Origin of the sequence: uncultured Thiodictyon sp., from assembly GCF_903946935.1 — a bacterium.
In the GTDB taxonomy this organism is placed as follows: domain Bacteria; phylum Pseudomonadota; class Gammaproteobacteria; order Chromatiales; family Chromatiaceae; genus Thiodictyon.
Map to the genome: position 1 here is coordinate 1 of NZ_CAJAXH010000133.1, position 11,820 is coordinate 11,820.

Below are 11,820 nucleotides of genomic sequence, written 5' to 3' on the forward strand. Positions count from 1 at the left end.
AAGTCCGGTTCTGCGAGGAGCCGGGAACGAATCGCTGTATGGCAGAGATATTGTGGCACCGCCGGGAAACCAGGCGGCAACAGAGAACACCAACGTCTGTCTAACCTGCGATGAGAACCCGGCTTACTCTCCGGCTCAATTCAATCCACCGGAAGCAGACGAGTTTGATTCGGCCTGAATTTAATAGAGCTAGGCCCCCGATCTCTCAACTCGCCGCTCCTAGGCCGTCAGTAGTGGAATCGCCCTTGAAGAAACTCGACGCGGTCATGCTTGACCAGGTAGACGCAGCGGTGCTCCGCCGTGATGCGGCGCGACCAGACATCCCCGCCCAGATATTTCAGCGGCTCCGGTTTGCCGATACCCGAGAAGGGCTCTCGTAACACGGCCCGCACCAACTCAAGCAGGCGCTTTGCCGTGCGGCGGTCGGTGGCGACCCAGTATTGCAAATCCTCGATGAAACCCGGCTGAAAGACGGCGAGCCGCGGCGGCTCAGTCTTCAAGGCCCACCGCTTGGGCGAGCGCCTCGACCGACATGGGCTCGCCGGCGCCCTGGCGGGCACTGGCCAGCGCGGCGAGCAGGCGCTGCGCATTCCTCGGCGAGCGCAGCAGGTGCGCCGTCTCCGTTAGGCTCTCCAACTCGTCGGCCGCGATGATGGCGACGGCACCGCCGCTGCGGCGTCGGACCACAATCACCTCGCGGTCGTCGACCGCGCGATCCATCAGCGTCTTCAGTTGCTCGCGCGCCTGGCTGTAGGTGGTTTCGATCATGGCGAAGCCCGGGGTGAATTGGACAGGAAGTCTGTACATTATAGCGAGTTCCGGGGGCAGCGGGAAAAGGGCCATAGGGGTCAGGGGGCGAATGGCACTCAGTGAAGGGCGAGACCTTAAGAAACCAGTGGCTTGCACTGGCCGGTCGGAGTCAAGACCCTGACTTCTCAGAAATCGACAACCGCCGGAAGCGGTCTCGGAATTTGCCCCCTGCTGCACTAACTCACGCCGGGAACGCCACCCTGCGGCAGGCAGATGGTCACGCGGCTGCCCGGGGCCAGCGGCGCGATGTCGAGGCGGCCCCCGAGCAGCGCGATGCGCTCGCGCACGCTGTAGAGACCAAAGCGCCCGCCCGGGCCGGGGTCCGCCGTCACCTCGGCCCCCGGCACCCGCCCCGTGGAACCCCCGGCGAAACCCAAGGCGAACCCCCCGGTGAAATCCACGGCAAAACCCACCCCGTCGTCCTCCACACTCAGCCTGAGCCCCGCGGAATCGGTCGCAACCTTGATGCCCCCGCGGCGGGCCTGGGCGTGCTTGATGAGGTTGTAGACCAGTTCCCGGGCGGACTGGAACAGGATCACCGACAACTCGCGACCGAGCGCGGGCGGGGGGCCCGTCAGGGTGTAGGTCATGGGGATGCCCCAGCGCGCCTGGGTGCTCGCGGCTAGCCACTCCAGGGCGGCGGGCAGCCCCTTCTGCTCCAGCACCGGCGGGCTCAGGTCGAATTGCAGGGTGCGCAACTCGGCGATCCCCTCGCGCAGCAGCTCGATACCCGCCAGCAGGGCCTGGCTCGCCTCGCGGTCGCACCCGCGGGAGGCGGAGCCGAGCTGAAGTTGCGCCAGGGCGAGCTTCTGCATGGGGCTGTCGTGCAGCTCGCTGGCCAACTGGGCGCGCTCCGCCTCCTTGAGCAGCGACAGGTCCAGGGCCAGGCGGCGCAGCCGCGCATTGGCGTCCCTCAGGGCCTGGGTGCGCTCGCCCAGGCGGCGCTCCAGGCCGCGCGACAGGGTGGCCAGGGCGAGGTGGGTGCGGACCCGGGCCAACAGGATGCGCGGCTCGAAGGGTTTGACCACATAGTCCGCGGCACCGGCCTTGAAGGCGTCGAGGATGCCGGGTTCGTCGTCGCGCCCGGTGAGGAAGACCACCGGAATGGCGCGGGTGGCGGGCTGCCCTTTCAAGGCGCGGCAGGTGGCGATGCCGTCCATCCGGGGCAGCCCGATGTCGAGCAGGATCAGGTCCGGCGGCCGGGCCGTGGCGAGCGCCAAGGCCTGCGCGCCATCGCCGGCCTCCAGCGGCTCGCCGGGCAGACCGCCCAGGATCTCCTTGAGCAGGGCGCGGGTGGGGGCGCTGTCATCGACGATCAGGATGCGGGCGGGGGGCGGGGCCGGGCCCAGTGCCGATCCCGGTGCCGCGGGGAGGTCGGCACGGGGCGGCGCGCTCGCCATGACCGCCGCCTCGGCCGGCAGTTCGAGCACGAAGGTGCTGCCGCCTCCCGGCGCGCACTGCACCTGGAGGTTGCCGCCCATGGCAAGCGCGAGGCGCCGGCTGATGGCCAGGCCCAGGCCCGCACCGCCAGCGCCCTCGGCCCCCTCGGCCCCGTCGGCCAGGCGCGCCGCGGCGCCCTGGGTGAAGGGCTCGAAGATCCGCTCCCGCTCGGCCGGCGCGATGCCGGGGCCCGAATCCGTGACCGCGAGGCGCAGCCGCGCGCCCGCGTCGGCCGGCGGCGCCACCGAGGCGCTGACCTCGATGGCGCCGGTCGGGGTGAACTTGACCGCGTTGCCGACCAGATTCACCAGCACCTGGCGCACCCGGGCCGCGTCGAGGCGCAGGACGGCGGGGAGCCGCGGGTCGATCTGTACCCGCAGCGCCAGCCCCTGGTTCGCCGCCCGCTGACTGAACATCGCCGCGACCTCCCCGAGCAGCCCGTGCAGGTCCACCGGGCCCGGCCTGATCCGCAGCGCTCCCGCCTCGCCGCGGGCCAGGTCGAGCAGGTCGTCGATCTGGTGCGCCAGGGCCTTGCCGGCGGCGCCGATGGACCGGACCCAGCCGCGCTCGCGCTCGCTGTGGGGCAGGTCGTGCAGCAGGGCGGCAAAGCCCAGGACCAGGTTCAAGGGGGTGCGCAGCTCGTGGCTGATGCTGGTGAGGAAGGTCCCTTTGGCCCGATTGGCCGCTTCGGCGACCTCCTTGGCCGCCACCAGCGCCACTTCGGCCCGGCGGCGCCGCGCCACCTCGCGCGATAGGCGCAGCGCCCACCAGCCGATCAGGGCGGTGAGCATGGCCGCGGCGGCGAGTGCCCGCCACAGGAGCCCCAGGTCGGTTTCGTGGCGGTAGCGGATGGAGACCCAGTTGTGGTAGATCGCATCGCGGTCGTGGCGCGGGAGCGCGTCCAGGCCCTTTTGCAGGATCGCCCGGAGCACCGGGGCGTCGCGATGCACCGCCATCCCCAGGCGATACACGAACGGGGTCTCCCCGAGGACCTTGATCTCGGTGCGGCCGGCGGCGCCGATGTAGTAGCTGGTGGTCGCGAGATTGCCGACGAAGGCGAAGGCCTCCCCGCTTGTGACGGCCCGCAAGGCCGCAGGCGTGTCCGGCACGGGCAACAACCGAATGTCCGGATGCCGCTCCCGCAGCCACTCATGCACCGACTCTGCATCGACGACCGCGACGACCTTGCCGCGGAGCGCCTCGATGCCGCCCAGATAGGCGACGTCCGCCGCCGAGAAGATCGCCGCGGGGAAGGTCAGATAGGGCTCGGTCAGCTCAAAGCGCTGCCGGCGCGCGGGGGTCACCGCCGTCGCCGGCAAGAGGTCCAACCGGCCCTGGTCGAACTGCTGGAGGGTCTGCGACCAGGATGCGGTCGGCACGAACTCGAAGCGCAGCCCCAAGCCCAGAGCCATCTCGCCGAGATAGGCCACCGAGATGCCCTGGGGCCGGCGCTGCTCGTCGATGAATTCGACCGGCGCCCAGCGCGGGTCGATGCCGACCCGGACCACCGGGTGGGCGGCGATCCAGGCCTGCTCCTCGGGGGTCAGATCCAATTGGGACGGGTCCGACCGCAGGGCGTCGCTACGCCCGAACCAACGCCGGTTCAGGGCCGCCGACTCCGCCTCGGTGATCGCAGCGAGACCCTTATTGAGGATGCCGACCAGTTCCGGCCAGTCCTTGCGGATGGAGATCCCCAGGCGTGCCGGCCCCTCCGCCAGCATCCGGCTGGGTGCAAAGCCGAGCACCCCGTTGCTCGCCCGCCAGTACTCCAGGCCATAGGAGCCGATGGCCGCATCCACGGTCCCGGTCAACAGGGCCTGGGCCAGCGCCGCCTGACTCGGGAAGGGCACGGCCTCGATGGACGGCTGCGTGGCCAACAGCTTGCGCTCGCGCAGCACCTCGCTCAGGTAGCCGACGCGCCGGCCCGTAAGTCCCGCGAGCCCCGGCGCCGCCAGCGGGTCGCCTTCGCGCCGGTAGACGAAGACCTGGGCGGTGTGGAAATCCGCGGTGAAATTGAAGTGGTCCCGGCGCTCCGGGAGCGCTGCGGCCAAGGTCAGCCCATCGAGACGGCCGGCCTCGGCCTCCTGGACCATCTCATGCCACGGCCCGGCCTGAAGCTCGATCCGGATGCCGAGCTTGGTTTCCAGGAGTTGCAGGTGATCGGCGGCGTAGCCGGTGATCCGACCGTTGCCGGCCGGGATCACCCAGGGCGCCCAGTCAGAGCCGACCCCCAGCACGATGCGCGGATGGGCGGCGAGCCACGCCCGTTCGGGCGCGCTCAACAGGTCCGTCGACGCGCCGGTGTCAGCGAGGCACGGCGAGTCCTGGACCAGCAGCCATAGGAGTGCAATGGCGAGTAATGGCATGCGCTTGGCGGCGACCAGGGGGGCGGTTTCGGGTTCGTTGCGGGACTGGCATCATCACAAACGAATGAGATTGCAGCAAGCCACGCAGCAGGCCGGTCGCCGCATCAGGGTGGGCCCTGGTCAGGAAACTCCTTACTGACAAGTCCCGATTTCGCCCGGTTGCTGCAGGCCCTACCATGGACTGGCGGAGAGACTGCGGCCCTCTCCCCACCCAGGCCGACGAACCGCCGGCGCTCGGCCCTAACCCCAATCCCGCGACCTCAGCCAAGGAGTTGTCTATGAGACCGTTGACCCTGTGGCTTTGCCTGGCCTTGGCCCTTCCGGCGCTCGCCGCCGATGGCATCCGCTCCCACCGCCAGCCGCAAGGCCACAACCCAGACTTCGCCGACGCTCTGGCTGGCGGGCCGGACTTCTGGGAGGTGACGGGGTTGGCAGGCGGCGACACCCTCAACCTGCGCGCCGGGCCATCGGCCCATGCGCGGGTGGTCGGTGAGATTCGCAATGGCTCGGTCCTGCGCAATCTCGGCTGCCGGATGTCGGGGAAGCAGCGCTGGTGCCATGTCGCACGCCCGCAGGACTCAACCGCCAACGGCTGGGTGGCTGGGCGCTACCTGCGCGAGTCATCGTATCAGCCTTGAGCGGACACCATGTCCCGATCCGCCCCGGGATGAAAGACACCATAGTTTCCCAACTGGAGTATACCGACGATGCATCAGACCAAGCCCCCTTCTGCCCAGATCCGCGGGCTGCTGACCCTGACCCTGGCGCTGCCCGGCGCGGTCTTCGCCTCCTACGACGGCAATGATGCGATCCGCGATTGCGAAAGCCGCATCCGCAGCGAATATAAGATCAGCGACCTGCGCGATGCCACGGTGCAGCGCCTCAACGACGGGGCGCTGCATTTCAAGGTGCATGGTATGGCCAAGGTGGACGGGGATAAGCACCCCTGGACCTGTGAGGTCAATGACCGCCACGTGACCGCCGCCGAGTACAGCGGTCCCAAGCCTAAGGGGTTGAGCACGGCCCAGCAGCTCGCCCTCGGTACTGCCGCCTTGGTCGCCGGCGGAGTCGCCATCAACGAGATGAGCAAGCAGGGCGGCACGAGTCAGTCCGGCTCGGGGGCGGGCGGTGCGAAGGAACTTCAGGACCTGGTCGGGGCGAGGGCAGCCGGCGGCGAGTCCGAGTTGCAAAGCCGCGGTTACACCTACGCGTCCGGCAGCAAAGGGGGAGACAGCTCCTATACGAATTGGAAAAAGGGCTCGCATTGCGTCACGGTGCGCACCACGAACGGGCACTACAAATCCATCGTCGACGTCACCATGCTCGACTGTGGCGGCGGTGGGCAATCGGGCCCAAGCCGATCGGCAAGCGGGGGCTCGGGGGCCGCGGGGCTCAAGGACCTGGTCGGCGCCAGGGCCGCCGGCGGCGAGACCGAGCTGCAAAACCGCGGCTACAACTTTGTCGCCGGCAATAAGTGGAGCAACGGCTCGCAGTGCGTGACGGTGCGCACGAGAAACGGGCATTACGCCTCTATCGTCGATATGCCCATGGCCAAGTGCCACTAGGCTCACGCGCCGGGGTGGCGGCTGTCGCCCCGGCCGTCCGGACCGGCGCTGGGGAACGGTCTTCGTCATCGATCGGCGGGCGTCAGCAGATGGGCGGCCAGGCGGAGTTGGTCCAAGGCGTCACGCATGGGATCAACCCGGTCGCTGCGGGTTGATGCGGCATAGCGGGCGCACCCATGCACGACCCCAGGATTGAGCACGCGATGCGATCGAGCAGGATTGGCCGCCCATACCAGCGCAGACACTTAATTCACCCACCCAGGAGCTCCCGATGAGCCCCGACCAGATCCTCGCCTTCGTCCTGGCACTCACCTCGCCCCCGCCCGCCGCGCCGGCCTTCCAGGTCATCGCCGCGGGCGGTGCGGACAGCCGCTATCCGGTGAAGCCCGCGCCCTGTCCGCGCCCGCTGGCCCCCTTCGAGATCGAGGGCAAGACCGTGGCCTGCGGCACCGTCTCGGTCCCCGAGGACCATGACAAACCGGAGGGCCGGCGCATCCCGCTGACCTTCATGATCTTCAAGTCCCGCTCGCTGGCCCCCGCGCCGGACGCGGTGGTGCATCTGCACGGGGGCCCCGGAGGGGGCATTGTCGAGGAGGTCGGGCTTACCTCCACGTTCTTCGAGGGACTGCGGGTGCGGCGCGATGTGGTGGCCTTCGACCAGCGCGGGGTGGATACCTCCGCCGGGGCCGAGACCCGCTGCCTCGCCACCCTGGCCGACCACGCCGGGGACCTGGCCCAACGGCTGTCAGGCGCGGCGCCGGGCGGAGACAAGGCCGGGGACACGGCGGCGCACCTGCCGCCCGCGGTCACCCGGGCCTGTCTCGACGAGCTGACCGCGGCCGGTGTCGACATCTCCAAGATCAACACCGAACAGAACGCCCGCGACGTGCAGGCGGTGATGCGCGCCCTGGGCTATCCCGTGTACAACGTCTACGGGATCTCCTACGGCACCAAGCTCGGGCTGGAGGTGATGCGCACCGCCCCCGAGGGCCTGCGCGCCGCGGTGCTGGACTCGCTGGTTCCGCCCCAGGTGGCGTTCTACGACACCGTTGCCGTGCCCTACGCCGAGTCGTTTGAGGCCTTGTTCGCGCAGTGTGCCGCCGACGCCGGCTGCGCGACCGCCTACCCGAACCTCAAGGACCGCTTCTGGGCACTGTATTCCAAGCTCGCGAAGGCACCGATCACGGCCAACGGGGCCAAGATCGACGCCGACGCCCTGTTCGACCTGGTCGCGGGGCGCAACGACTTCAAGGCCAATCGCCAGAGCCTGACCGGCTACCTCCCCAAGCTGGTCGCCGAGTTGGAGCAGGGCCAGACCACCACCTGGGACGCCGTGGCGGCGGACCAGCTGCCCCCGCGCCAGACCCCCGAGACGGCGCTGGCGGGGCTTGCCGGGCTCGACCCCAACGGGCTTGCGCTGGCCCAGACGGCGTTGCGCCTCGCCCAGCAGGGCGAGATCCAGGCGCAAGCGGTCAAGACCGTGCTGGACCGCCTGGAGGCCGACCGCGCCGCCGTGGCCGCGGGGGCCGGGCTGGTGGACGCCTTCGAGTCGGCGCTCCTCGCGGCGGCCCAGACCCTGCAGAGCCCCCAGGCGCGGCTCGCCTTCGCCGCGGATTATCTGCGCCTGCGCACCGGCAAGCCCACCATTGATGCGCTGCGCGGGCTGATCGCCCGCCACTTCGTGGGCGAGACGCGCGCGCGGCTCGCCGGCTTCGCCGGCCTGCTGACCCCCCAGAACCTAAGCGACGCCTACGCCCGCATCTCGGCGGACAACCGCAAGCTCGACTACCTGCTGGTGAAGGACTTCCAGCTCCAGATGTATTTCTGCCAAGAGGACATGGACATCAACTCGCCGCAGAGCGCCGCGGCCGTGAACGCCGATCTCCGGGTCCAGTACGGGTGGCCGGCGGCGGCCACCAAGCCCGTCGAGGACTTCATCGACGCCTACTACGCGAGCTGCGCCCCCTTCCCCGTGCATGCCAGGCCCGGTTTCCATGAGCCGGTAACGGCAGCCATCCCGACCCTGGCCCTCTCCGGGCTGCTCGACACCCAGACCGCCGCGAGCTGGGGCCCGGAGACGGCGCGCCACCTGCCCCACGGCCAGGCGATCGTGTTGCCCGAGACCGGGCACGGTGCCCTGCTCTTTTCGCAATGCGCGCGGGATCTCGGCGTGGCCTTCATCGAGAATCCCACGGTGCCGCTCGACCAGTCCTGCGTGGCGGGGCTGGCGCCGAGCTTTGTGCTGCCGGAGGTCAAGGCCGAGTCTCAGGCCGCGGGGGCGGCCGGCGGGACCTCCGAATGATCGCCGCCACGTTTCTCCAACCGCTCCGAATGAGGTCAAGACCAATGAAGACGCCATCGATCCTCGCCGCCGCAATGGTGCTGCTGGCGTCAACCTCCGCGCATGCCATCGACGCGCAGTATCGGCGTTTACTCGAACGCTCCGGCTGCACCCAAGTCTCCGAGACGCAGGGCTGCGACATCCACAAGACCAAGAAACAAAACGCCAAGGCCGGTTTCGTTCCGGACACTCCCGGCAACATAGGGACCCGGGTCGCGGAGCAGGCGTGCCTGAAGGCGGTCGCCAAGACCGTCCACAAGTCGCGCAGTCTGCTCTCGGTCAGCGAGGTCCTGCCCGCTGGGCCCAACACCACCGTCATGGTCATCGTGCCCGGTGCGAACGCGCCCTGGTCCTGCCTGACCGACGCCAAGGGGCATGTGAAAAGCACCATGTTCACCGGCAAGGACGGCGACTGAGCGCCGTCGCCCGGTCGCGGCATCCGGCCAGCCCCGCGCGTGGAGGGTGGCGCCGTCTGACCACGAAGACCGGCGCCATGGGGGCCAACGCCACCGGCGCCAAGACTGCAATGCGTGGAGAAATCGCTCGATGAATGCCACCGAATCCAACACCCGCCACTGGGCGGCGCGTCTCAACGGCGCCTTCTGGCTCGCGCTGATCCTGTTCGCAGCGGCCGGCCTGCTGGTCGTGCGCGACCTGCCCGCCTGGATGATCGCCCTGGTGGTCGGCGCCGGCGTCGCCCTCGGGACGCTAGCCTTCCTGCCGCGCTGGCTGGTCAAACGCCGCGACCCGGCCTATTCGATGCAACGGTCTTACTACCTGGCATTCTGGGTCCAGGGTGGACCGACCGCCGTGCCGCTGGTCACGCTCTCCAATGGCCAGAAGACCGTGGTGTTCCAGGGCATGCAGCACGTCGGTTCGGAGGATTTAGCGTCGATCATAATCCCGGCCAGTGGCGTGCGTAGTCAGGGCTTCCAGCCCTGACGGTGTCAGGCCAAGATGGCCTGACCACGCAGCCGGCGAGCCCAAGTGGCCGGAATATTGATCAAGGCCGAGGATTTCTACAAGTCGGTCGTATTCGACCTCGAGAAGGCGCTCACGGACGGCTACACGCTTTTCTACGAAGGGGTACACCCGATGCCGGGGCGACCCGAGCTGACCGAGTGGTTCAACAAGACTCTGCGTGGCAGCGACAAGGACATCGGCGCGGACTATACGAAAATGGCCGAGGAATGCGGCCTCCAGTTCCAACTGAACTACTTTCAGACGCTGGCCGCGGACATGGCGATCCATCCGGCGCGACATGTGACGGCCGATGTGAGCTACCAGGAGCTGAAGACCGAGTATGATCGTCTCGTGCGCGAAGACCCGGCCTTCTCCGCCGAGATGGCTGCCTGGATGGCCAAGTCCAAGAAGGACAGCGGCGCAGACGAGTTTACGCCCCTGGTCCATGCGATGGCCGGGACCACGCCGGGTCAGAAGAACCTGATCGGCATCGTCTGCCGCGGCGTGCTGGGCATGGCGACCGCGGGCGCGCTCGGCGACGAGAAGAACCCGACCAACCGTATCATCGTCGACTTCCGGAACCGGGCCTTGGCACGCTTCGTTGCCGAATCAAAGGCCGATAAGATCTACATCACCTACGGCGCGGCCCATTTCCCCGGCTTCTTTGCGGAACTGCAGAGGCTCGACCCCGGATTCAGCATACGCTCGATCAAAGGCGTGCGCCCGATGGTGCTCCCGGACGAACCCCACCTGGCCCCCGCGGCCGTCTCGGGGGCAGGGGCGGCATAGGAAGACCGGCTGTTCCTCAACCGCCGGGGGGCATTCATGTCGTCAGGTGCGACCGCCGCCACGGCGCCGCGCTGGCGCCGGACGTGACGACCGGAGCGATGGCCCCTCTCCTCGCCCATAGTGCCTAGGCCCCTACCGCCCCATCAACCCCTTGAGGTCCGGAAAAACCTGGAGCCCGACCGCCATGGCGGTCAGGAAGGAACCGGTCTCGTTGACGATCGCCACAAAGGCCGCGCCGGTCTTGGTGTTGTACGCCACCACGGACTCCCAGCCGATGATCTGGCCGGTGTGCCCCACCCAGCCCTGACCCCAGTCGTCGATGCCCAGGCCGTAGTTGCCCGCCGGGGTCTGCTGCGCCGCCAGGCGCTTGGCGGCAAGGTCGGCCGGGAGGAGGCTGGTGCCCAGACCGGTCCCGGCCCAGGTGCCCAGGTCCGCGATGGTGGAGTACATACCGCCGCCGGCCTGACCCCAACTGACCGTCCAGTCGGTGACGTCCGTGCCGGGGATCACAGTGGCCCCGATCTCTCCCAGATCCTTGGCACCCGCAGCAGCCACGTAGCCGTGCGACGCGGGCTCGGGGATCTTCGTGACCTCGGGCGCCTGGAGCGCGGACTGGGTCAGCCCGGCGCGCTTGGCCACAGCGGTCAGGATCTGGTCGATGGGCTTGCCGGTGAGCCGCTCGAGCATCTTGCCCAGGATGATGGTGTTGGTCGTGGAGTAGCCGCCGGTGCCGGGGGCGGAGAGCGGCAGGGTCAACGCCGCATCGATGAGGTCGTCCGCGGTCCAGACCTTCGCCGGGTCGGCGACGACGCCCTTGATCACGATGCCCGTGTTGCCATAGTCCTGGATGCCGCTGCGCATCCCCGCGAGCTGATCGACCGTGATGCTCTTGATCGCGGGGTATTTGGTGGCCAGGTCCGGCAGGATCTCCTCGATGGTGGAGTCGAGCTTGAGCCGGCCCGCGGCGACCTGCTCCAGGACGGCGACGACCGTGAAGGTCTTGGTCACGCTGCCGATGCGACCGTGGTCGTCGATCGTCGCCTTCGCGCCACCCTTGACCGCTTCGCCGTAGGCCTGCGTGTAGAAGCCCTTGGCCGGGTCCCAGACCCCGATCCACAGGCCCGGCAGGTCCGGGCTCTGCGCCAGCGCGTCCTGCGCCAGCTTATCGATCGCGGCGGCGTCCGCGGTAGGCATGGGAGTGGTGATGAGTTTGGGTCCTCTCCACACGGCGGACCCGCTGGAGGCGGGCGCGGCGGACGGGTCAGCCGCGATCACAGACGACGCGGCGGTCACGGCGAGAAGGCCGACGGCCATGCCGAGGGCGACGGCACGCAAGGCTCGTGGTGTGCGCATCTTGTGGGTTCCCCTATTACGCGATGGTGCGACGGTCAGCCAGGCTAGAGCTGGGGCCTTGATCATCGTTCCGGCCACCCCCGGTTACGCCGCCACCAGCAGGAGCGCGGACGACTTGGGCGGACGGGGCCGTCGGCGCGCTGGTGACGGAGGCAACGGCATGCGCTGGAGCACCTGCGCGAACAGCGTTTCG

The 11,820-nt window shown here is 69.0% G+C and carries 11 protein-coding genes; 6 read left to right on the plus strand and 5 right to left on the minus strand.

What is annotated here, in order from left to right:
* Positions 1–227 precede the first annotated feature (227 nt).
* The 3 genes from QZX93_RS11575 to QZX93_RS11585 form a co-directional block, all read right to left on the minus strand.
* Entirely contained in the window at positions 228–500 is a 273-nt protein-coding gene (locus tag QZX93_RS11575; protein ID WP_295385047.1) for a Txe/YoeB family addiction module toxin, read from the minus strand.
* Positions 490–807 (minus strand): type II toxin-antitoxin system prevent-host-death family antitoxin, encoded by a 318-nt coding sequence (locus QZX93_RS11580; RefSeq protein WP_295385049.1) that lies wholly within the window; start codon positions 805–807, stop codon positions 490–492. Before QZX93_RS11580 ends, QZX93_RS11575 begins: the two co-directional genes overlap by 11 nt.
* Positions 808–986: 179 nt before the next feature.
* Positions 987–4,616 (minus strand): transporter substrate-binding domain-containing protein, encoded by a 3,630-nt coding sequence (locus tag QZX93_RS11585; RefSeq protein WP_295385050.1) that lies wholly within the window; start codon positions 4,614–4,616, stop codon positions 987–989.
* 278 nt (positions 4,617–4,894) lie between these two features.
* Between QZX93_RS11585 and QZX93_RS11590 the strand changes: the two genes are divergently transcribed.
* On the plus strand, positions 4,895–5,254 hold the full coding sequence (locus tag QZX93_RS11590; protein ID WP_295385052.1) for an SH3 domain-containing protein: 360 nt from the start codon (positions 4,895–4,897) through the stop codon (positions 5,252–5,254).
* Positions 5,255–5,323: 69 nt separating this feature from the next.
* The gene (locus QZX93_RS11595) at positions 5,324–6,181 is read left to right on the plus strand and encodes a hypothetical protein (protein ID WP_295385054.1); all 858 of its coding nucleotides are present in this window, start codon (positions 5,324–5,326) and stop codon (positions 6,179–6,181) included.
* Positions 6,182–6,246: 65 nt separating this feature from the next.
* On the opposite strand, the gene QZX93_RS11600 is transcribed toward QZX93_RS11595, so the two are convergent.
* On the minus strand, positions 6,247–6,426 hold the full coding sequence (locus QZX93_RS11600; RefSeq protein WP_295385056.1) for a hypothetical protein: 180 nt from the start codon (positions 6,424–6,426) through the stop codon (positions 6,247–6,249).
* Positions 6,427–6,452: 26 nt separating this feature from the next.
* Here QZX93_RS11600 and QZX93_RS11605 point away from each other — a divergent pair, with 26 nt between their 5' ends.
* The 4 genes from QZX93_RS11605 to QZX93_RS11620 all read left to right on the plus strand — a co-directional run bounded on the left by QZX93_RS11605 (position 6,453) and on the right by QZX93_RS11620 (position 10,274).
* Positions 6,453–8,483, plus strand: coding sequence for an alpha/beta hydrolase (locus QZX93_RS11605; RefSeq protein ID WP_295385057.1), 2,031 nt, complete (start codon positions 6,453–6,455; stop codon positions 8,481–8,483).
* Positions 8,484–8,527: 44 nt separating this feature from the next.
* Complete coding sequence (locus QZX93_RS11610) at positions 8,528–8,938, plus strand: hypothetical protein (protein WP_295385060.1); 411 nt, start codon at positions 8,528–8,530, stop codon at positions 8,936–8,938.
* 130 nt (positions 8,939–9,068) lie between these two features.
* A complete protein-coding gene (locus tag QZX93_RS11615; protein WP_295385062.1) occupies positions 9,069–9,464 on the plus strand; it encodes a hypothetical protein in 396 nt (131 codons plus the stop codon).
* A 57-nt stretch (positions 9,465–9,521) separates the two neighbouring features.
* Positions 9,522–10,274 carry a hypothetical protein gene (locus QZX93_RS11620; RefSeq protein WP_295385063.1) on the plus strand — a complete coding sequence of 251 codons (753 nt, stop codon included), beginning with the start codon at positions 9,522–9,524 and terminating at the stop codon, positions 10,272–10,274.
* 132 nt (positions 10,275–10,406) lie between these two features.
* Here the strand turns inward: QZX93_RS11620 and QZX93_RS11625 are convergent, their stop codons facing one another.
* The gene (locus QZX93_RS11625; protein ID WP_295385064.1) at positions 10,407–11,627 is read right to left on the minus strand and encodes a serine hydrolase domain-containing protein; all 1,221 of its coding nucleotides are present in this window, start codon (positions 11,625–11,627) and stop codon (positions 10,407–10,409) included.
* Positions 11,628–11,820 lie beyond the last annotated feature (193 nt).